19 protein-coding genes and 2 pseudogenes are annotated in these 21647 nt (G+C 38.1%); 11 read left to right on the top strand and 10 right to left on the bottom strand.

Translation table 11 applies throughout. The features are described 5' to 3' along the window. Nucleotides 1-29: 29 nt before the first annotated feature. On the bottom strand, nt 30-2342 hold the full coding sequence (locus tag IPO27_12155) for a family 20 glycosylhydrolase (protein ID MBK8847244.1): 2313 nt from the start codon (nt 2340-2342) through the stop codon (nt 30-32). A 266-nt stretch (nt 2343-2608) separates the two neighbouring features. Here IPO27_12155 and IPO27_12150 point away from each other — a divergent pair, with 266 nt between their 5' ends. Further along, a complete protein-coding gene (locus IPO27_12150) occupies nt 2609-5011 on the top strand; it encodes a DUF4968 domain-containing protein (protein MBK8847243.1) in 2403 nt (800 codons plus the stop codon). A 247-nt stretch (nt 5012-5258) separates the two neighbouring features. Here the strand turns inward: IPO27_12150 and dnaK are convergent. After that, nucleotides 5259-7167: pseudogene (gene dnaK / locus IPO27_12145) on the bottom strand (molecular chaperone DnaK). A gap of 198 nt (nt 7168-7365) precedes the next feature. On the opposite strand from dnaK, the gene paaB reads away from it, so the two are divergent. After that, complete coding sequence (gene paaB / locus IPO27_12140) at nt 7366-7659, top strand: 1,2-phenylacetyl-CoA epoxidase subunit B (GenBank protein MBK8847242.1); 294 nt, start codon at nt 7366-7368, stop codon at nt 7657-7659. Between the two features lie 13 nt (nt 7660-7672). On the opposite strand, the gene IPO27_12135 is transcribed toward paaB, so the two are convergent. Further along, on the bottom strand, nt 7673-8131 hold the full coding sequence (locus IPO27_12135; GenBank protein MBK8847241.1) for a hypothetical protein: 459 nt from the start codon (nt 8129-8131) through the stop codon (nt 7673-7675). Between the two features lie 148 nt (nt 8132-8279). On the opposite strand from IPO27_12135, the gene IPO27_12130 reads away from it, so the two are divergent. The 7 genes from IPO27_12130 to IPO27_12100 all read left to right on the top strand — a co-directional run bounded on the left by IPO27_12130 (nt 8280) and on the right by IPO27_12100 (nt 14093). Further along, entirely contained in the window at nt 8280-9818 is a 1539-nt protein-coding gene (locus IPO27_12130; protein MBK8847240.1) for a YifB family Mg chelatase-like AAA ATPase, read from the top strand. A 434-nt stretch (nt 9819-10252) separates the two neighbouring features. Continuing rightward, nucleotides 10253-11083, top strand: coding sequence for a hypothetical protein (locus IPO27_12125; GenBank protein MBK8847239.1), 831 nt, complete (start codon nt 10253-10255; stop codon nt 11081-11083). Nucleotides 11084-11116: 33 nt separating this feature from the next. Continuing rightward, entirely contained in the window at nt 11117-11527 is a 411-nt protein-coding gene (locus IPO27_12120) for a hypothetical protein (protein ID MBK8847238.1), read from the top strand. 4 nt (nt 11528-11531) lie between these two features. Then, nucleotides 11532-12335 (top strand): hypothetical protein, encoded by an 804-nt coding sequence (locus tag IPO27_12115; protein ID MBK8847237.1) that lies wholly within the window; start codon nt 11532-11534, stop codon nt 12333-12335. Nucleotides 12336-12545: 210 nt separating this feature from the next. Beyond that, nucleotides 12546-12719, top strand: a complete 174-nt coding sequence (locus tag IPO27_12110; GenBank protein MBK8847236.1) for a hypothetical protein — start codon at nt 12546-12548, stop codon at nt 12717-12719. An 81-nt stretch (nt 12720-12800) separates the two neighbouring features. Then, entirely contained in the window at nt 12801-13007 is a 207-nt protein-coding gene (locus tag IPO27_12105; GenBank protein ID MBK8847235.1) for a hypothetical protein, read from the top strand. 39 nt (nt 13008-13046) lie between these two features. Then, nucleotides 13047-14093, top strand: coding sequence for a T9SS type A sorting domain-containing protein (locus IPO27_12100; GenBank protein MBK8847234.1), 1047 nt, complete (start codon nt 13047-13049; stop codon nt 14091-14093). A gap of 222 nt (nt 14094-14315) precedes the next feature. On the opposite strand, the pseudogene IPO27_12095 reads toward IPO27_12100, so the two are convergent. The 7 genes and pseudogenes from IPO27_12095 to mscL form a co-directional block, all read right to left on the bottom strand. Then, nucleotides 14316-15540, bottom strand: a pseudogene (locus tag IPO27_12095) (TCR/Tet family MFS transporter). 14 nt (nt 15541-15554) lie between these two features. Next, a complete protein-coding gene (gene mtgA, locus IPO27_12090; GenBank protein MBK8847233.1) occupies nt 15555-16274 on the bottom strand; it encodes a monofunctional biosynthetic peptidoglycan transglycosylase in 720 nt (239 codons plus the stop codon). 12 nt (nt 16275-16286) lie between these two features. Then, the gene (locus IPO27_12085) at nt 16287-16916 is read right to left on the bottom strand and encodes a chromophore lyase CpcT/CpeT (GenBank protein ID MBK8847232.1); all 630 of its coding nucleotides are present in this window, start codon (nt 16914-16916) and stop codon (nt 16287-16289) included. A gap of 238 nt (nt 16917-17154) precedes the next feature. After that, nucleotides 17155-17754: a hypothetical protein gene (locus IPO27_12080; GenBank protein ID MBK8847231.1), complete on the bottom strand. Its 600-nt coding sequence runs from the start codon at nt 17752-17754 to the stop codon at nt 17155-17157. Then, entirely contained in the window at nt 17726-18583 is an 858-nt protein-coding gene (locus IPO27_12075) for a hypothetical protein (GenBank protein ID MBK8847230.1), read from the bottom strand. The genes IPO27_12080 and IPO27_12075 overlap by 29 nt, the downstream gene beginning before the upstream one ends. Nucleotides 18584-18721: 138 nt before the next feature. Then, nucleotides 18722-19453, bottom strand: a complete 732-nt coding sequence (locus IPO27_12070; protein ID MBK8847229.1) for a DUF3078 domain-containing protein — start codon at nt 19451-19453, stop codon at nt 18722-18724. A gap of 90 nt (nt 19454-19543) precedes the next feature. Continuing rightward, the gene (mscL, locus tag IPO27_12065) at nt 19544-19963 is read right to left on the bottom strand and encodes a large conductance mechanosensitive channel protein MscL (GenBank protein ID MBK8847228.1); all 420 of its coding nucleotides are present in this window, start codon (nt 19961-19963) and stop codon (nt 19544-19546) included. A gap of 191 nt (nt 19964-20154) precedes the next feature. On the opposite strand from mscL, the gene IPO27_12060 reads away from it, so the two are divergent. Both IPO27_12060 and IPO27_12055 read left to right on the top strand, forming a co-directional pair. Then, nucleotides 20155-20409, top strand: coding sequence for a type B 50S ribosomal protein L31 (locus tag IPO27_12060; GenBank protein ID MBK8847227.1), 255 nt, complete (start codon nt 20155-20157; stop codon nt 20407-20409). Between the two features lie 87 nt (nt 20410-20496). Then, on the top strand, nt 20497-21645 hold the full coding sequence (locus IPO27_12055; protein ID MBK8847226.1) for a glucose-1-phosphate thymidylyltransferase: 1149 nt from the start codon (nt 20497-20499) through the stop codon (nt 21643-21645). Nucleotides 21646-21647 lie beyond the last annotated feature (2 nt).

Below are 21647 nucleotides of genomic sequence, written 5' to 3'. Positions count from 1 at the left end.
ATATCAAGGCTGCCTACAGGCAGCCTTTTTTATTTCACAATCAATTCATCTACAAACAGCCATGCCTTGTTGCCTGCACCCTCAAAACCTGCAGGTATTTCACCAAAATTGGTTATACTTGCTTTTATATACCTTGCTTTAACTGATTTGTTTGCCTTATAGGAATGTATCCTTTTGGTTATTGGTGAGATAGTAACCTCATTGTATGGAGACAAATCTGCGGTGTCAACCCCGGTTGAAAAAGAAACTTTGGCGGGCAAATGAATCCACGAATCTTTTTTGTCAATGGAGTTTATCGAAATTTGATTAATGGACTTTTCGCTGCCAAGATCAATCAAAATGGAGCAATCGTTACCCCAGTAGCCAAACCATTGTCCATCGCCATAGTTAGAACTGCCTGAGATGGCATTAACAATAAAATTTTTATCACCGGGATTGTAATTTCCACTGCATTCCGTCATGCTTAATACCTCTGCACCTGTGGCTATATGTGAAGTAAAAGTTTGAGTAAACAGGTTGCTAAGTCTTTTATCATTTTTATAAGTAGCAGCATTAATAGTAAAGGAATTAGAAATTGGAATAGCTTTGGTATACAATGGTGATTGGGCAGTTAGTTTTCCGTTTGTTGTGTATCGTATTTGTGCGTTTTTATTTTTTGTTTCTAAAACGTAATAGAGTTTCTGATTTGCCATTTTCTCCATTTTACCATAAACGCCTAATACATGCTTAGCATAATTTACTCCAAACGCATCAAGCAACGTAAAGTTGCCGGAAAGCCGGGTCAGAAAACTTTCGTAATTTTTATTTTCAGGCATACTCCATAGTACTTCGCTTAGGGCACAAGCGCGCGGATACACCATATATTCCACATGCGAAGATGTATCTATATATTCAGTCCAAACATTACATTGTGCACCTAGTATATGCTTGTGGTAAGATGATTCTAGCTCAGTTGGTATAGGGTTATAGTTGTATACTTTTTCCACCGAGGTAAATCCTCCAATAGCATAAGGCTCATTGTCGCGCAAATACTGATAATGATCGAAATAGCAATGTGAGCCTGGGGTCATAACCACATCATGTCCTTGCGATGCTGCTTCAATACCACCGCTAACCCCACGCCAACTCATTACCGTGGCATTTGGCGATAGTCCTCCTTCCAGAATTTCGTCCCATCCTATTAACTTGCGATTATTGGCGCTCAGGAATTTTTCGATTCGCTTAATAAAATAACTCTGCAATTCCATTTCATCCTTTAAGTTTTCTTTTTTCATTAGAACTTGACAGAATTCACTGTTTTTCCACGCTTCCTTTGGACATTCATCGCCACCAATATGAATATAGGTAGAAGGAAATAGTTGCATTACCTCAGTTAGTACATCTTGCAAAAAAGTAAAGGTGGTGTCATAAGGGCAATACACATCGCTAAAAACACCCCAACGAGTTCCAACTTCTATTTCCCCTCCTGTACAGCTATATTCTGGATAGGCAGCCAGCGCTGCAAGCGAATGACCTGGCATTTCTATTTCAGGTATAATGGTGATGTTTTTCATTTGCGCATACTGCACCACTTCTTTTATCTGTTCTTGTGTATAAAAGCCACTATAAGGTCCCGGTATAACAATCGAATCTTTGTCGCGCGAAACAAAGGTGGTGGTTTCTTTACGCACCGAGCCCACCGAAGTTAGTTTTGGATATTTCTTGATTTCTATGCGCCAACCCTGATCATCAGTAAGGTGCCAGTGAAAAGTGTTGTATTTATAGAACGCCATTAAATCAATGTATCGCTTTATAAACTCAATTGGAAAAAAATGCCTGCATACATCCAAATGCATTCCACGATATACAAAGCGTGGATAATCTTTTATTACACATCCGGGAATATTTATTTTTTCTAATGCCGTTTTGCTTGTATAGGTTTTGGCAGGAAGCAATTGAGCAATAGTTTGAATCGCATAAAAAAATCCTTGCTTGCCTTTTGCTTTTACAAGCACACTTGAGTTTCGTATGTATAATTCGTAACCTTCATTATTTTCTATCGTATTATCCCGAAAAAACACAATGCTATTGTCAGCTATAGATGCGGTGTCAATATTTTGAATTTGTATATTAAGGCCAAAATGAGGTGCAACTATAAGTGTAAATTGTTTTATGGTTTGCAACGAGCCAAATTCATTAGCATCTAATATGACACTTGTATTTTTATTCAACTCAAAATGATGTGGCATTTTTTCAAGCTGAACCGGCATAGGGATAATGTTATAAATATTATTCGTGTTTGCTTTAACGGTGCTGCATTGTAAGTTTATCAATAAAAACAGATAGATAATCGTTTTTCTCATTCGTATTTATTTTTTATGCAAATGAAAAGATTATTGAGATTAGATGTTGCATAATTTTTATCATGATGGATAGTTTACGAACAACCTAACAGGAGGCATTCATTGCTATTTGGAACGTTATGGTTCATCATTGCTATTTGCTTACAGCTATTTCTTCTTCTAAATACTATAATGCCATATTTATGATCTTTTAAAATTTTATGCCGAATTTAAATAGGTTCTGTGAATATGCTATAATAAGTTATGTTTGGGCTTTCATTTTGGTTATGATTAATAGGGTAATTATTATCGTTATGTGCTTGGCAGGATTAGCTGCAAGAGCACAAAATATTTATAAGGGTATTGGTAATGTAAAAAGTGCTACTTCCAAAGCAGGTGCATTGGATATAGTTACCGACCATGCATTTGTAAAATGCGCTTACTATTCACCAAACATAGTTCAGGTGCGAATAAGCAATAAACCGTTAGAGAAATATTTTAGCTATGCGGTAGTTGCAAATCCAAGGCAAGTTGAGCCCCGGTTTGTCGATGGTACTAGTATTCAGTTTAATACCGACTCATTAAAAATTTCTATTTCGAAAGCACCGTTTCGAATTTCGTTTGCCAACCGAAATGATGAACTATTAAATGAAGATGATACTGAACTTGGCATACAGTTTTGGAATGATGAGATTACTATATTTAAAAAACTATTTCCTACCGAGCGGTTTGTTGGACTGGGAGAAAAAACAGGCCCTATTGATAAACGTGGCCTTTCATTTACCAACTGGAATACCGATGACTTTGCCTATACTACCGAGGCAGATCCGTTATATAAGACCATCCCATTTTACATTGGAATAGCCAACGGCAAGTGTTACGGAATTTTTGTTGATAACAGCTACCGTACTAATTTCAATTTTGGCGCGTCCACAAACCACCAATACATGCATTTTAGTTGCGAAAGCGGGGAGATGACTTATTATTTTATCAATGGAAATTCGATTGCCGAAATAATAGAATATTATACAGACTTAACAGGCCGTATGCCCATACCTCCCTTATGGTCGCTAGGGTATCAGCAATGCCGGTGGAGTTATTATCCCGACAAAGAAGTTTATACAGTAGCCAAAAATTTTAGAGACAAGCAAATACCCTGCGATGTCATTTATAATGACATTGATTATATGGATAGGTATCGTGTTTTTACTTTTAGCGAAACTAAATTTCCGGATTTTAAAAAGTACACCGACTCATTAGGCAAGATGGGTTTCAGGGTGGCTGTAATAATTGATCCTGGTATTTCAGTTGCTAAGGATTACAACGTATACAGTGATGGTATAAAGCAAAATGTATTTCTAAAATATCCATCGGGAAAATTATATACTGGCGATGTATGGCCTGGCGCATGTCATTTTCCTGACTTTACCAAAGCCACTACCCGAGGGTGGTGGGGAACTCATTGCAAAACCTTAACGGATGCAGGTATACGTGGTTTCTGGAACGACATGAACGAACCCGCGGCATGGGGACAATCTATTCCAAACATACTCATGTTTGATTATGATGGGCATCGCACTACCATGAAACAGGCGCACAATGTTTATGGAATGCAAATGACAAGATCGACTTATGATGGTGTACGAAAGGCGCACCCTGATGAGCGTCCATTTGTTCTAACCCGTGCTACCTTTGCAGGAGGGCAGCGATATAGTGCCGTATGGACCGGTGATAATGATGCATCGGATGACCACATGCTTATGAGTGCGCGCATGATACAGAGCCTGGGTATAAGCGGATTTGCTTTTGCCGGTGCTGATATTGGTGGATTTGCCAATGATCCTGATAAGGACTTATACACCCGTTGGCTATCAATAGCAGCTTATACACCCTTCTTCAGATGCCATAGCATGATTAATACCCGCGACCGTGAACCTTGGGCGCTGGGCGAAGAGACCGAAGCCATTGCACGAAACATAATAAATAAACGATACCGTTTATTACCGTATTTATATTCGGCATTTCATAAAGCTTCGCAAACGGGCATGCCTGTAGTGCGTAGCTTATGCCTCGATTATATGAACGATGGCAACGTATATGGTTATGGTTACGAAAACCAGTTTTTGTGTGGGCAGTCGTTGTTGGTATGTCCGGTGCGAAGCAAAGACAGCTATGCCTCCATCTATTTACCTGCTGGAAAATGGTATCGGGTTTCTACCAACAATGTTTATGAAGGAGGCAAAGCACATCTTGTTGATGCCCCGTTGAATGATTTACCCGTATTTGCAAAAGCTGGAGAAATGATAATCAGGCAAAGCCTTATTCAGCACACCATGCAGCAACCATCCGATACATTGGAAATAACCATATATGGCGGTGATAGTATTTCTACATTTGAATATTACGAAGATGATGGCATCAGTTACAATTACCTGGATAAGGAATTTTATAAGCGCAACATTGTTACTGATTGCCGCAAGCGGGAATTAGTTTTTCAGCAGCCTGAGGGAACCTTCGTCTCAAAGTTTAACTATCTGAAAGTTGAATTTATTGGTACGCTGGCCGAGGTTTTAAATTTGGTAGAGGATGGCAAAAGAATTACGTATTATGATGATAAGGTTGTCAAAGGTGTTTGTGTACTTCCGTTTTCTAATAAGCTGTTTAAATTAGAATGGAGAAATCTGGAATAAGAGGCTTGTTGTTTGTTATACCAATTCTAATTATAAAATAGTCCAAACTATTTTATAATTTTAGAATGGTTAATGCCGATATAGCTTGAAAATAGTGCAATCAAATAAAATGAAGATTGGACTATATTGAAAGCATAATCGGTGCTACATCCAATTTTTTTTGCAAAAAAAATCAAAGCCATTTTGTAAAATAAAAAAGCCCTCGCATTTGCAAGGGCTTGTAGTTTATTCGATATACGTTTTCAGGTTACTTTACTTCTTCAAAAGGTACGTCTTTAACATCATCGGTACTAGCTGATTGGTCACCTGATGCAGATTGCCCTTTATCAGCAGTGGAGCTACTGTTTGCATTTTGTTGTGCAGCATATACATCTTGCGCAGCTGCTTCCCATGCTTTATTCATTTCGGCCATTGCTGTTTCTATAGCTGCAACATTGCGCGCAGTGTGTGCTTCTTTCAATTGAGCCAATGCCGTTTCAATGCTCGTTTTCTTATCTGCAGGAATTTTATCGCCAATCTCTTTCAACTGTTTTTCTGTTTGGAAAATCATAGTATCAGCCTGATTTATTTTTTCTGTTTCTTCTTTCAAACGCTTATCGGCATCTGCATTGGCTTCGGCTTCTTGTTTCATGCGTTTAATTTCTTCTTCGCTTAGGCCGCTGCTTGCTTCTATGCGTATGTTTTGCGATTTGCCAGTGCCCTGATCTTTTGCAGTTACATGTAATATACCGTTGGCATCAATATCAAATGTTACTTCAATTTTCGGAATGCCGCGTTGTGCTGGCAGTATTCCATCTAAGTGAAATCTGCCAATGGTGCGATTTGCATTTGCCATTGGTCGCTCACCTTGCAATACATGCAATTCTACCGAAGGCTGATTATCGCTTGCCGTACTGAATGTTTCACTTTTCTTGGTTGGTATTGTTGTGTTAGATTCAATTAGTTTGGTAAATACTCCACCCATTGTTTCTATACCTAACGAAAGTGGTGTAACATCAAGCAGTAACACATCTTTTACTTCACCTGTAAGTACCGCGCCTTGTATGGCTGCACCCACGGCTACTACTTCATCCGGATTTACTCCTTTGGATGGCTTCTTGCCAAAAAACTTTTCTACCAGTTCCTGTATGGCAGGTATGCGTGTGCTACCGCCTACAAGAATAACTTCGTCAATTTGACTTGCATTAAGTTTAGCATCTGTCAACGCTTTTTTGCAAGGCTCCAGTGTTGCCTGAATTAGTTTATCGGCAAGTTGTTCAAACTTAGCGCGGGTAAGAGTTTTTACCAAGTGCTTAGGAACACCATCAACCGGCATAATGTACGGCAGGTTAATTTCTGTTTGCGCACTGCTCGATAGTTCTATTTTTGCTTTTTCAGATGCTTCTTTTAAGCGTTGCAATGCCATGGGGTCTTTGCGTAAGTCTATGCCTTCGTCCGACTTAAACTCATCGGCCAACCAGTCAATTATTACCTGATCAAAATCGTCTCCACCTAAGTGAGTATCGCCATTAGTTGATTTTACTTCAAACACACCATCACCTAATTCCAGGATAGAAACATCAAACGTTCCGCCACCCAAATCAAATACTGCTACCTTTGAATCTGTATGTTTTTTATCTAACCCATAAGCAAGGGCTGCCGCTGTAGGTTCGTTTATTATTCGCAATACTTTTAAACCCGCTATTTCTCCGGCTTCTTTGGTTGCCTGACGCTGCGAGTCATTAAAATATGCAGGCACAGTAACTACGGCTTCATGCACCTCGGTTCCAAGGTAATCTTCAGCGGTCTTTTTTCATTTTTTGCAACACCATTGCCGATATTTCTTGTGGAGTGTAAGTCCGGTCATCTATTTTCACGCGTGGCGTATTGTTTTCGCCTTTGGTTACTTCATAAGGTACACGTGCAATTTCTTTAGAAACCTTGTCATACGTTTCGCCCATAAAACGCTTTATCGAATAAATGGTTTTCTTGGGATTTGTAATTGCTTGTCGTTTTGCAGGGTCGCCAACTTTGCGTTCGCCATCTTTTATAAACGCAACAATGGAGGGCGTGGTTCTGCGGCCTTCACTATTTGGTATTACCACCGGTTCGTTGCCTTCCATTACAGCTACACAAGAGTTGGTGGTGCCCAGGTCTATTCCTATTACTTTTCTCATTTTTTTATGTATAATTAATTTTTTGATAAGGTCTTTTTCAATCATTATGCCAACCATAAAGTTGTGACAAAAAGACATTTTAACCTCTACGCCATTTCTTGGTAACGTACTAATTTACATGTAGTCGCTATTTTTTAATGACAACTAGGAGGTTTTTAAAAGATTTATTCAATACCTTTGTCGCATAAATGATTGTAAATGGCAGAAAGTACTGAGTTTGAAACCTGGGAAGTATTCACTCAAAAAAAACAGGCAGCACCTATGGAACATGCAGGTAGTGTAAAAGCGCCCGACAAAGAAATGGCTTTGTTAAATGCCCGCGATGTGTATAGTCGCAGAAATGAGGCTATTAATATTTGGGTGATAAAGAGTGAACATATTGTGGCTTCTACTCCGGAAGATGTTGGCTCATTTTTCGATCCTGCAAACGATAAAATCTATCGATCGTCCAATTTTTATAAAACCCCCGAAGGAATAAAGCAGATTTCTTAAACGGTCTCCCTGTTCACTTTACAACCGTAATAGCTGGGCTGCTTACCGTGTTGCTTTGATTGCCTGCTCTATCTTTTACATATACATTATAGGTAAATTGCTCGCTGCTATTTCCGTTAGTTATGGGAATATTTTTACGAACTAATCTTAACGTACCTTTTATATGAATGCTTGCACCTGAAGGTGCAAGTTCACTTATTCTGAATGACTCTGTAACTCCAATTCGACTATCGGTAATAAACAAATTTTTTGCGGTGGTAGAATTTTCTCCTAAATCTCCATCGCCATCCTCATAAGCAATAATGAGGGTAACCGAATCGGTAAATTCTTTAATATTACCTGCAGGACTAACACTTTGAATACTAATAATGGGTATGTTGCTAATTTCAGGCTTATCTTTTTTGCATGAAACAAGGAAGGCACTCATCCAAATCATGATAGCTAGTAAATACCAAATTTTTGCAAGTTTCATTTTACTGATATTTTATAATCTAACAAATGTATGTAATAACTAACGAAAGTTACAATTAATAATTTTGGGTTTATTAATTTTTTATGACAGCCAAAATCTCGCTATCTTGCCCATCCATTTTTATCAAAAAAGTATCACAGCTAAATATATGCTTGTAAAGACATACGGCAGCGCAGTACATGGAGTAAATGCAACCACCATTACCGTAGAAGTAAATGTGAGCGAGGGAATTAAGTTTTATATGGTTGGTTTGCCTGATAATGCAGTAAAGGAGAGTCAACAACGCATAGAAGCAGCCCTCAAAAACATTGGCTACAAAATGCCAGGCAAAAAGGTGGTTGTAAATATGGCACCTGCTGATATTCGTAAAGAGGGCAGTGCCTATGACCTTACCATAGCCATGGGAATACTTGCCGCCTCCGAACAAATTTGGGCAGAGGATATAAGCGAGTACATCATTATGGGCGAATTAAGCCTGGATGGTAGTGTGATGCCCATTAAAGGCTCATTGCCAATAGCCATAGAGGCACGAAAGCAAGGCTTTAAAGGGTTTATATTGCCGAAAGAAAATGCCCGCGAAGCTGCTATTGTAAGCGACTTAAAAGTTTATGGGGTAGAAAACCTTAGTCAGGTAATACATCATTTTACAGGAGACCAAGCCTTGGAGCAAGTAATAGTTAATACCCGCGAAGAGTTTTATAACAAGCAAACCCAAAGCGAGTTTGATTTTAGCGATGTAAAAGGGCAGGAGAATATAAAGCGTGCCTTAGAAATAGCAGCAGCCGGAGGCCACAATGTAATATTGATTGGTCCACCGGGAGCCGGCAAAACCATGCTTGCAAAACGCTTACCAACCATACTGCCACCGCTTACGTTACAAGAAGCGCTGGAGGTTACCAAAATACATTCGGTTGCCGGCAAAATGGGTAAGGAAATGGGGTTGATTTCGGTTCGCCCTTTCCGGTCGCCACACCACACCATTAGCGATGTGGCTTTAGTTGGAGGTGGCGGCATTCCGCAACCCGGAGAAATTTCACTTGCACATAATGGCGTTTTATTTTTGGATGAGTTGCCAGAGTTTAAGCGTACCGTATTGGAAGTAATGAGGCAACCATTAGAAGAACGAAAAATTACAATATCACGTGCTCGATTTGCTGTTGAATATCCTGCCTCTTTCATGCTGGTTGCTAGTATGAATCCATGCCCTTGTGGTTTTTACAATCATCCCGAAAAGGATTGTGTTTGCGGGCCGGGCATTGTACAGAAGTACCTAAATAAAATATCGGGTCCTTTATTAGATAGAATTGATTTGCATGTAGAGGTTACACCGGTACCTTTTAGCGAATTAACCAAAGAGCGTATTTCGGAAAAAAGCAATGATGTACGCGAAAGAGTTGTAACAGCCCGCAATATTCAAGCAGAGCGATATGAGGCTACGCCCACCGTATTTTGCAATGCTCAAATGAATACCAAGCAATTACGCAGCCTGTGCAAGCTAACCGATGAAGGCACCGCTTTATTAAAAGTTGCAATGGATAGACTTGGCCTTTCGGCTCGTGCCTATGACCGCATATTAAAAGTATCGCGCACCATTGCCGATTTGGCTGCAAGCACAGATATAAAAACAGAACATCTTGCCGAAGCTATAAACTTTAGGAGTTTGGATAGAGATGGTTGGGCAGGGTAATAAATGCTTGCAGTATTTTTTCTCATCTAATCCCCCAACACATTACCTAGTTGATAAAAAGGGTAATTGTCCCGGAATTATTTATGATTTTGGTCATAATCCGTATTTTTTTTAAACAAAAATTGGTTGACTTGTTAGTGTAAGCCTGTTTTTTTAGGTTTAGTTAGATCCAGTTTTGAATTAACAAAATAAGGCACAAGTAGCTCAAATTCAAATAATTATGTTTTTTTGACAGTAAAATAATAAGCCATGCTATAATTAAAGACCAAAATAATAGCAGTACGGTTATTTAAGGTGGTAATTTTTCAACAGGCAAAGGCTCATGCCATAAATCACCTGCTGGCTTTGGAGAAAAAAAAGTTTTTCATTTGCACCACATTAACCGCTTTTAAAATTATTTATTAGACAATAAAATCTCTTTAAATCAAAATAATATGAAAAAAATCTTCGTAACAATTCTGTTTGCCGGTGTGGCGCTTTCAGGATTTGGACAATTATCCACACGCAGTAACGATAATACTGTTGAACCATTGGGAGCTCGCCCTCAAAAAGGCGATATGGCCCTTACTTTTGGTGCCGACTTAACCTCATTATTCAGCAACGATAGCGTTGATAAGGGTTTTAACAACGTTAACTCACTTGGAAGTGGGGCACCGATAAGTATCCGTTATTACTTAAGTGATAATGTGGCTTTTCGAGGTGCTATCCGTTTATATAAAGAAAATAATAAATTTAACGGAAGCAGTGACTCAACTACTCAGGTTGATGGAGGGTCACAAAATTTTGCACTAACAGACCGCGAGTTTCAAGATTTGAAACGCGAGTATGTGTTGATTCCCGGTATCCAAAAACACTTTAGCCCAGCTAATATGTTTGATGTATATGCCGGTGCCGACTTGCACTTAGGTTTCAGGAAAGAGCTCAACGTTGACAATTCTGAATTTGCTAATGGCGATTATAATCGTCTAACCAGAACAACTAACAAGGCAGTTATAGGTTTAGGTGGTGTGATAGGCTTTAACGTATTTATTGCTCACCTGCCGGTATCGTTAGGTATGGAGTATGGCTGGACGGCTAAGTGGACTAAAGGCGGTAAGACAGAAAATGAAAAGGATGTAAAAAGTGGTACCGATGTAACCACGCTTACTTACTTTACTCAAAGTGATGATGAAAATTCATACAAAGATTTAAAACGTAGCAGTTTTGATATGGACACCAATCAGGATGTTCGTTTGATATTAAGCATTTACTTTAGCCGCAATTAATTTCATTGTAGAAAATAATAAACATTTAAAACAATGAATAAAATAAAAATTATACTCGGAATACTTACCATGGCCTTCATAACTTCGTGTACTATTAATCGTAGCGCACGTTTATCGGCACCGGTAAATGTTCAGGTTATTGTAAACTATGATAACCTAGATTATGTTGGCGAAGTAACCGGTACAGCTTCTCAGAATTTTGTACTTGGTCTGCCAATTGGCGGAAAACGTTGGCGTTATGTAAACACTGCAGTTGCAGGATCTACAGGATTCTTGCCTAACAACCGTGGTGTTAATAATGCCCTATATGATGCACTTTCACAAAAACCCGATGCAGATTTTGTTATACCTTTTAATGTAGATGAAAAACGAAACCTCATGTTTTTAGGAAGTAAGCGCACGTACACAGTAAAAGCAAAAGCTTTTAAATTAAAAGCAAAGTAATTAATTGAAACAATTTGTATTGTATGCAGGGATATGCCTCTTTCTTTTTGCCTCGTGCAAAAAAAAGGAAGAGGCAGTTCCATTGTTTGAAGTTACACCTACCGATTTTAGAGTAAGTGCCAAAGCCGGTGATATAATTTCAAAGGGGATTAAAGTAACCTCCGAAAAAGCTATCACACGATTTATAATTAAAGTGCAGATTCAAAATGATTTTCAAACTATTTTTTTAGATTCTAATAATATTGGAACTAAAACATTGAGTTATACTTTTCAGTATAAAGTTCCTGAAACAGCAGTAGGCAAATTAATTTATCTAAGTTTTGCAGCCATAGACGAAGATGGAACCGAAGGTAAAGACTTAAAGCAAATTTATGTAAGCGACCAGAGCCTTACTGAGTCGCAAGGACATCAGTTTAATTCGGGGTTTAATATTAACAACAACGCTTTTAATCTTGAACTGCTTGAGCCCAATAGCGCAGTTTTTACCGATAGCAGTAGCCGCGACTTGCAAGAGTATATACCCGACAGCAGTATTCAAAGCCTTACCTATAAGTGGTTTGCGCCAACGTATGCAAAGTTCGTAAAGTCAAACAATTTTAATTACGCACAGGCAACCGTATCGTCTGTTGAGTCTCAATACCTTAACAGCATTCAGATAAATGTTACCGATTCAATTCAAATTGGTGATATTTACATTACACGATTAAATTTAGCAGCCATACCTAAATACGTGGTAATAAAAATAACAGGAATAACCGATCAACCCGGATACATAAACGATAGCTATATCTTTAATGTAAAAAAGTAAGTACTTTTTTTCTTGCTTTTTTAATTTATTTTCTGTTTAATTTGTATCGCAAAAATTTTGCATCCGTTCTTTCATACAGAGCGGCTAGGTTCGTACATTAAGTTATGCTGGTAGTCCCTGGTTCGCGTCCCCGCGAAACAGGAAAAAAAGAAGTGGAAATTAAATACAGGATGTTTCGTTGGGACGTGAACTTTGAACAAAAAAAATGATATGGATAAAATAGGAATTTATAATACACTTGGACAATCAGTTGAATCAAATTTTGCTTTCAAGCAACTAGATGATGCTTTATTAAGAGTTGAGTGTACTCCTGAAATTACAGGGCAATTTATTTTGCGAATTGCAGGATCTGATATTCAAATCCCTTTTACTGTAATTAAATAACCGAGTAGCATGAAATTAATAAAGTTTAATGCAAGGCAAGTCCAATTGCTGCTGTTACTTTTTTTTACTAATATAATCTGGGTGAATTGTAAATCACAGAATCTATATACTAAAATCTATGAAAGTAATGGTGAATTTTATGTATGGTCATTAGCAGAACTTAAAGATAGTAGTATTATTTTACATACAAAGCAAGTAGGTGCTGCAGAAACAGGTTTGTACCATATCAATGTGTATGGGGATACTATAAGTAAGTTTAATGCGTGGCCACCAATATTGGGTGCATAGCATCACATCACATATTCCGATTCGCTAATATGTGTAGCCGTGCAGTCTCAAAATGGAATAATTGGCATACAGTCAGCCCTTATCAATCCCTATACTTGGAATATTCCAAATATAACTACCTACGCTGTACTTGGTTTTGCGTATCCTGTATGTGTATATCGTACCAAAAATGGTGATATGTTAATAGGAAGTACCGGTCCAAATGCCGGTGTCTATGGCCTTATTCGCACCGATAGTTTGTTTAATGTAAAATGGACACAATATTGCCCAGGCGGAGCAGAGCATATTTTAGAAGATAGCTTGGGTAATATTCTTGTTTCGGGCAGTAATGTTTCCCAAGCTTTAAAACCTTTTATACTTAACTATTTTGATTCGGCAGGCAATTTAATTTGGAATCGCTACTATGGCGATAATGTCAACTTTACCGGCAATATACTTGCTGCTAACATTCTATTGCTTCCCGATAGTAATTTTCTACTTGTAGGTGAAGGTAGCTTAGGGGCGGCATACCATTTTGCTAAAATTGAAAGAGCTACGGGCGATACAATTTATACACGGAATTTAAGTTACTACTATCCTCGTATGGCATTGCAAATAAGCGGAGATAATATTTTCACCTGCAGCAATAAGGATTTTAATTTTTATAATACAAATGGAGACCTTCTTTATTCAAAGCCTTTTCCCATGCCATTTCCAAAATTTCAAGCATCGCATGCCATAAATACTATAGATGGCGGAATAGTGGTAGCAGGAGTTACTGTGCCAGGAAATAATAATAATGTTCGTTTACCTACCTTAATTAAAATAGACACTCTTGGCAACAGCATGCCTCTAAGTATTTCAGATTTTGAAAAAATAAATTCGCAGTTCACCGTATATCCCAATCCTGTTTCGGGTGAGTTGCATTTTTATTTACCCGCATTGCTCGCACAACAGGATGTAATTATGAGTGTATATGATGCCACGGGTAGGTTAGTAATCAGCGCCAATCAGATAAACAGATGCGAAAACGAAACCTGCACCCTCGATTGTTCCGCACTCAACAATGGATTTTACAGCATGGTAATACAAGGCAAGGAGGGGTAGGTATTGGCAAAAATTTGTGGTGGAGCGATGATAGTTTAAGGGGAATAGTTTGAAGTTTGAAGTTGAAAGTTTGAAGAGGGATGAGGATGAGCTTTAGTCTAAGTTGGTTTCATTTCTTTTGCTAGTGAAAACCAACCCAATACCAACTAAAAGCATAAAGTGATATTAAATCGGATGATTGGTATTATGAAGCACCAAGTTCATGTAACAGCAAAGTTTACCTTAACTCGATTTTAATTTTTTTGTATGCAAAGTATAGTACACCATCACTGCACTTATTCCTAATAGAAAGGTAGCAGCCACAAAGGGCATAGATGGAAAGTAGATTGTTGATTTGCCCGAAGTGAAGAAGAAGAAAATATTAGTCATGAGTAATGGACCAAAAATATTGCACACTCATTACCGAAGCTAGGGCACCCTGTAATTCGCCTTGCGCATTTGCAGGCACTTGTTTACTCATTATACTTTGTAAAGCAGGCATTGTTATTCCACTAAGACAATATACGATGGTCACTACAAATACCATCCATGATTGCCATGAAAATGCCCACATCAGCATGCCTGCACATGCAATGGTAAGTCCGATATAGGCACTGCGTTCGTTTCCTAATTTAGGATTGATGTGCTTAATAAGCAAACCTTGCACTATAGCAACACAAATTCCAACAACACCAAGCGAGTATCCGATCATTGATGTGCTCCAATCAAATTTTTTGATCATGATAAAAGTCCATGTGCTTTGTAAAGCATGAGCTGCAATATAAATTAAAAGCATAGCTCCCAACAGATATACGATGATTGGACATTTTGAAACCTGTTTTACAGTACCGAATGGATTGGCACGTTTCCAACTAAAAGGTCTGCGATGAGCTTTGTCTAACGATTCTGGGAGGACAAAATATCCGTAGACTGCATTGAGCAAAGCAATTGCAGCACTCACATAAAATGGAACTCGGGGGCCAATGTCGCCAAGTATGCCGCCAAGTGTTGGGCCAATAATAAAACCGATGCCAAAAGCAGCTCCAACCATTCCGAAATTTTGTGCGCGGTTTTCATCCGTGCTTATATCAGCTATATATGCTTGCGCAGTGCTAAAGCTTGCGCCCGTTATGCCGGCAATAATGCGGCCAATAAATAACCAGCCAATAGTTGGGGCTAATGCAAGTAGTAAGTAATCTAAACCAAATGCAACTAAAGAAGCAAGCAAAACAGGTCTGCGTCCCAGTTTATCACTAAGCCCTCCAATAATAGGGGCAAATACCAGTTGCATCAGGCTATAGGATATTGTTAGCCACCCGCTATACTGCGCAGCATGGCTGATGTCATCGTTTATCAATTGTTCAATTAATTCCGGCATTACCGGAATTATTATTCCCAGGCCTATCACATCTATGAGCAAGGTGATAAAGATAAATCGTATGGCTGCTTTTTTATTTTGGTGCAACATCTTTAATCATGTTATTATTTTTTGTCATCATCTGCAAGTACATCTTTTAAGTCGATGTATTTCATGTAGACCATTACTCGTTTTATTTTTCTTGCAACACGTGCATTTGGTTTTAACGGTGACCATACACGTGGGTTGGGAAGTATTGATGCAATAGCAGCACACTCGTATTTTGATAATTGGGCGGCCTTCTTTTTATAGTAATGTTGCGCTGCAGCTTCGGTGCCGTAAATTCCTTCACCCATTTCTATCACATTCAGATATACTTCAAGTATTCGCTCTTTGCTCCATATAATTTCGATAAGGAAAGTAAAATAAACTTCGAGTGCTTTGCGCAGGTAAGTTCTATCAGGAAAAAGAAAAACATTTTTTGCAACTTGTTGCGAAATGGTGCTGGCACCTCTAACTTTGCCTTTATGTGTTTGGTTGTATTGTAACGCTTTTTCCATAGCATCTATATCAAACCCTATATGCTCTGAAAATTTCTGGTCTTCGGCAGCCACAACTGCCAAAGGCATTTGTGGCGATATTTCAGATAATGGGACCCAATCCTTTGTTAGTTTAACTTCTTTATCGCTATCAAAAAGTTGTTCGCATACGCGCCATATCATAAGTGGTGTTATTGGTGGATTAATCCATCTATAAATAATGGTTGTTGCAATACTCAATACAACAAACCAAATAAAGACTTTACGTAAAATGATCAGAAACTTAAAGAATATTTTTTTGAGCATAAGGCAAGCTGCTTATTCTTTAATAAACTGATATCCGGCTTTTACAGCACCCCACACTTGCTTATCTTCAGCATTCCAGCCACGGTCCCACGATACCATTTTGCTTTTGTAAATAACCACTTCGCTTGTTGCATAGGCAGCACCTCTTAAAGTGCTCAGGCATTCCTTTGCTTTTGTACTGCCAACAAAATTACCATCTTCATTTTTTCGTAAGTAAATAGCGCAGCCTTGTCTTGATATTAATGAGTCGCTAGTCAATTGTTCCAACACGTGAGGTAGTTTCCAGGCATTGATAAATGTTGAAGCGCTGCTTATTTCAAAAACGGTGGAAGTTATGGTGCTGTCATCAGCAAGTTGTAAATGATATACACGTTGTCGGTAAGGCTTATCCATTTGTGTGGCCATTGCTTGTTCTACATAAAGATATTTGCCATTCTTTTCATTGGGCCAAATGGGCACCATATGCAACACAATGTTATAATAGCTTGTATCTTTTTCCGATTGCTTTGCACTGTTATAACTGCCAGCCATCGATTCGGCAAGTTTGCCTACATCTGCCTGTGTTAATAGACGTTGCGATTTTATTGGCTGCAATAATCCAAGGCAAAGAAGTAGCATAAGGTAGTAACGTTGATGTTTCATCGTATTAGGATTTAAGTATTATTTACTTTTTTTTGGGGGAGTCAGGTCTTTACTATTGATAAGGTATATTTCGTCTTGAATTTTTACTGAAGCTTTTTTACTTTGTGTTTTTAATGTTTGCCATTTAGTGGTTGGTTGCAGCCTTATGTTGGTTTCATCCACTATCACCTTCTGGGTAAATTAAAATTTTTTCATCGGCATTCCAACGATACAAAAGTTTTTGTTTTCAAGTATATACTCAAACACAGGCAAATTTTTTGTGATACAGATATTGATGGAATACAGGAGTCCAATCTACTCCGGTTTCATCATAAAAAAATTTGATAACCATGCTTGCATCCATTATGCTATGGCGATTAAGTAAATTAAACTCTAAGAGAATTTTCAACCACAAATCATCATTGTCTATTGAATTGCGAATTGTGTGCAGCATTAAAGCGCCTTTATTGTACATGTCGCCACTACCTTCATTGTTAACTCCTGGTTTGCCAGCAATAGGCCGGTCGTTATCTATTCCTTTTTTTAGTCCATTAAGGTATTTGTAAGCAGCCTCTTTTCCTTGTTTACATTCTACAAATATGGCTTCGGCATACATGCCAAAGCCTTCGTGTATCCACATATCACATATGTCGCTAGAGGTAATGCTATTGCCAAACCACTCATGTGCCGCTTCGTGCACAATAATGTAGTCGAAACTCATGCCCACACCGGTACCCGAAAGATCGGTTCCACGGTAACCCATTTTGTAACCATTACCATATGCTATGCAGCTTTGATGCTCCATACCCAGGTATGGAGTTTCTACCAATTTAAAACCATCGTTGCGAAAGGTAGTCACCAAAATAAGTTTGAAAACAATTCAACATATCTTCTACTTGTTTAAAATGTTCTTTGGCTTTATTAAAATTCTGAGGCATAACATAAAAGTCGCAATCTAGTTCGCTGTACTTTTCATAATAATGCACGTACTTACCAATATTGAAAGTTACATTGTACGTGTTTATAGGATTGTTCACTTTCCATTTGAATGTTTCGGTTCGGTTGATGGAGTCAGCAGTATTTTCAATTAGTCGCCCATTTGATATGCAGCTATAACCTTGCGGCACTGTAAAAGACATCGTCATATAAGCGGGTTCGTCACTTTGATGATCTTTGCAAGGCCACCAACAACTTGCACCAGTACCCTGACATGCTACAGCTATCCACTGATTGCCATTGGCATCTTTTTTCCACACAAAACCACCATCCCATGGGGGAGTTTTTGCTGCTTGCGGTATGCCTTTGTAATGTATAGTTATTTCAAATGTATCATTTTTTTGTAATGTTTTCTGGAACTCTATAAATGTAGCATTTCCTGATTTGTGAATTTGTAAGTTGGATTTTTCAAAATCAATTTTTACAATTTCAAGATTTTCAAAAAGATCAATCTGTATCCAACTTGCGGTGTCCAATAAGTAGAAACGTATCTTATTAGATCCGGTTATACTCTTTTTTAGCGTATCAATAGTTACTTGCAAATCATAAGATTGCACATCGTAACAGCTACGTTCATGATGCAAGCCACCGCGCAACGAATCGGCACGGGAAAAATTTTCTTTTACCACACCTAATTGTCCAAAAGCATTTGCACTTATAAAAAGTAAAAATACAACAACCACATTTTTCATTACCATAATTCTTATAGATGGATGCAAATTAATTCAAATTATTCAATTGCGGTTTGTTAAGCAGGTAAATACTATCTTAAATTTTCCCCAAAAAAAAGCCGGCTTAAAAAAGCCGGCTTCCTTTGCGTTAATTATCTTTTAAAAGTTATACGAAAATCCTACGCCAAGAGCCTGCTTTATTTGAGCTCCTTTGCCTAGGTACTTTACATTGTCTTTTTCTTTTGGTACCAACGAGTTGTCGTCATAAATAAGTTGCGTGGTGTACGTAGCCGAAATGTACTTGTTAATCTTTATACCAAGAATAATATCCCATAAAACATCAATGTTTTGTGGATTCTCAAGATAATTAGAAAATAAATCGAGGCGGGTTTGAAGTTTAATATTGCTACTAAAATCATGCGTGTACCCAACTATTAAACGTGCAGCCATAAATCTTGACGTAAGATCATAAAAATCTTTACCATCAATTCTTGAAACTACTTTATCAAAATTATATCCATTGGCAAACTGCGAACGGAAGTTAAACAAGTAAGCAACATTTAGTTTGGGATTGAGCGCATACCCAAGCTTAGAGTTAATATCAATACGGTCATCGTTTTTACGGAAATCTTGCTTTCCGGCTTTTAAAACACCATAAGCAAAAAGACCATTGTTTTCCCAGCTCCACTTGCCTTTTTTATAATTGGCAAAAGGTGATACCATGGCATTTACCGATGTAGCATCATCGCCACCGGCTGCCCATTGGGTAAACGATACCTGGTTAAACATTACACTGAATATTCCACCTGTTTTCCAGGCAGTGTCAGCTTGCGAGAAGGCAACGATGCTGCACATCATTGCAATTGATAAAGAGATAATTTGTTTTTTCATATTTGTTATTTGAGTTTTTATTTTTAATAAATGATTATAAAAAGCCTGCAAAGAAAATTTCGATGCAGGCTTTAGATACTCCTTAGTGGATTACTTTTTTAATAAATCGCGGATTTCTCCAAGAAGCGACTCAGATGCTGAAGGTCCGTCAGGCGCAGGGGCAGGTTCTGCTTTTTTCATGTTATTAATAGCTCTTACTATCAAAAACATAACAAAGGCCACAACAATAAAATTGATGGTAGAAGAAAGAAACGCACCGTACTTAATTGCAATCTCCGGCACTGCAGCAGCTAGTTCCTTGCCATTCTCCATAACTGCATCCACACCTTTTTTTAAAACTATTGACCCTTCTAAGTCTCCACCGGTCAAGAGCGAGATAGGAGGCATTACAATACCGTCAATAAAGCTTGACGACACTTTGTTAAAGGCAGCACCCATTACAAAGGCTACTGACATGTCAACTAGATTGCCTTTCATGGCAAAATCTTTAAATTCGCTAAACATTCCCATTTTTTAATTAATTTTTAATTGATTATTGAGTTTCGCCATTACCAAGAAGTATGCCATTGTGTCAAAATTACAATATTGTTTATAAAAGTGTTAAGGGGCGGTTTTTTTTTATTCACAATTTATTTTGTCAGTAAAATAACAAAGTTTACATTTGCAATCCTTTTTTGAAAATTAAAAAAAAACGATATAAAATGAAGCCAGACATCCATCCAAAGGGCTATCGCCCAGTAGTATTTAAGGATATTTCATGCGATTATGCATTCTTAACTCAATCATGTGTTGAAACTAAAGACTCCATCAAGTGGGAAGATGGTAATGAGTATCCCTTAGTGAAACTAGAAATCTCGCATATGTCGCACCCTTTTTATACCGGAAAAATGAAATTGGTTGACACTGCAGGACGTGTAGATAAATTTAACAGTCGTTATAAGAAAGCAACTAAGTAACGCGTACATTTTTATAATAAAATGATTAAGCCCTCTTTAGTAGGGCTTTTTCTGTTTATTATTGGGCTTAGTATTTAATCTTGCACCATGAATATAATTTTAAAAGATTGTAACCACAGCGATTTGTATCCTTTTACATTATCGAGGCCTGCAGCTGCATTGCGTTGTGGTATTTTTACCATGTGGGAGAAATGGCAATTTTACTTTCCATCAGCATCCATTTCATTTTTGTCGCAAGATTATCTTTCCGAAAAATTCCCCACACGTCTAACGGCCGATAATTATTTTATAGATGGATCTATTTTTCCAACGCATACATTAGAAAAAGCAATCTTGCATTTAGAATCTGATGCTTGTCTGGTAAAAGGGGCGCAATTTATTGCAGCGCGATGCTCCCACGCTGAAGACTTATCAACATTAAAAAAGATACAATTCAATGGGGAGTTGGACTTTATAGCTAGCCCTCCAGATATTTTTTTAAAAAACGATGCTCAGATAAGAGCAGATTTTGCCTTAGCAAACAGCGGTAAACAGTCAATCCAGATTGATGGTACCAATCAACTAATTGGAGCCGAAGCTATTTTTGTTGAGGAAGGTGCTAGAGTTAGCTGCTCAATAATTAACGCCACCACTGGACCTGTTTACATTTCAAAGAATGCCGAAGTTATGGAAGGCTGTATGATTCGCGGGCCATTTGCGCTTGGCGAAAATGCAGTATTAAAAATGGGAGCTAAAATTTACGGTGCTACCACCATTGGTCCAGGCTGCAAGGTGGGAGGCGAAGTGAGTAATGCTGTTTTTCTAAGCAATAGCAATAAAGCACATGATGGATTTATTGGAAATGCGGTAATTGGAGAATGGTGTAATTTGGGGGCCGATACGAATTGTTCGAATTTAAAAAATAATTATGGAGAGGTAAAAATTTATCACCCACAATCAAAAAGTTATGTAAGCACCGGGTTGCAATTTTGTGGGCTCTTGATGGCCGATCATTGTAAAAGCGCTATTAATACACAGTTTAATACCGGCACTGTAACAGGCTTTAGTGCAAATATTTTTAGTGGCGATTTCCCAAGGAAGTATGTACCTAATTTTGCTTGGGGCGATGGTACAGGCAATAATAAGTTTGATTTGGCAAAGGCTATTCAATTGGCAAAAACAGTAATGCAACGCAGAGGAATAGCTTTTTCATCAGGTGATGAAAAAATTTTTAATCATTTGTACAATCTTGATTAATC

The sequence above is a fragment of the Bacteroidota bacterium genome (assembly GCA_016714535.1).
Lineage (GTDB): Bacteria > Bacteroidota > Bacteroidia > AKYH767-A > OLB10 > JADKFV01.
The sequence above is the reverse complement of the archived record's forward strand: the minus strand, read 5'-3'. Positions and strand labels throughout refer to the sequence as shown.

Coding starts and splice junctions, on each gene's coding strand:
- IPO27_12155 (MBK8847244.1), bottom strand. CDS start 2,342: ATGAGAAAAACGATTATCTATCTGTTTTTATTGATAAACTTACAATGC.
- IPO27_12150 (MBK8847243.1), top strand. CDS start 2,609: ATGATTAATAGGGTAATTATTATCGTTATGTGCTTGGCAGGATTAGCT.
- paaB (MBK8847242.1), top strand. CDS start 7,366: ATGGCAGAAAGTACTGAGTTTGAAACCTGGGAAGTATTCACTCAAAAA.
- IPO27_12135 (MBK8847241.1), bottom strand. CDS start 8,131: ATGAAACTTGCAAAAATTTGGTATTTACTAGCTATCATGATTTGGATG.
- IPO27_12130 (MBK8847240.1), top strand. CDS start 8,280: ATGCTTGTAAAGACATACGGCAGCGCAGTACATGGAGTAAATGCAACC.
- IPO27_12125 (MBK8847239.1), top strand. CDS start 10,253: ATGAAAAAAATCTTCGTAACAATTCTGTTTGCCGGTGTGGCGCTTTCA.
- IPO27_12120 (MBK8847238.1), top strand. CDS start 11,117: ATGAATAAAATAAAAATTATACTCGGAATACTTACCATGGCCTTCATA.
- IPO27_12110 (MBK8847236.1), top strand. CDS start 12,546: ATGGATAAAATAGGAATTTATAATACACTTGGACAATCAGTTGAATCA.
- mtgA (MBK8847233.1), bottom strand. CDS start 16,274: ATGCTCAAAAAAATATTCTTTAAGTTTCTGATCATTTTACGTAAAGTC.
- IPO27_12085 (MBK8847232.1), bottom strand. CDS start 16,916: ATGAAACATCAACGTTACTACCTTATGCTACTTCTTTGCCTTGGATTA.
- IPO27_12075 (MBK8847230.1), bottom strand. CDS start 18,583: ATGAAAAATGTGGTTGTTGTATTTTTACTTTTTATAAGTGCAAATGCT.
- IPO27_12070 (MBK8847229.1), bottom strand. CDS start 19,453: ATGAAAAAACAAATTATCTCTTTATCAATTGCAATGATGTGCAGCATC.
- mscL (MBK8847228.1), bottom strand. CDS start 19,963: ATGGGAATGTTTAGCGAATTTAAAGATTTTGCCATGAAAGGCAATCTA.
- IPO27_12060 (MBK8847227.1), top strand. CDS start 20,155: ATGAAGCCAGACATCCATCCAAAGGGCTATCGCCCAGTAGTATTTAAG.
- IPO27_12055 (MBK8847226.1), top strand. CDS start 20,497: ATGAATATAATTTTAAAAGATTGTAACCACAGCGATTTGTATCCTTTT.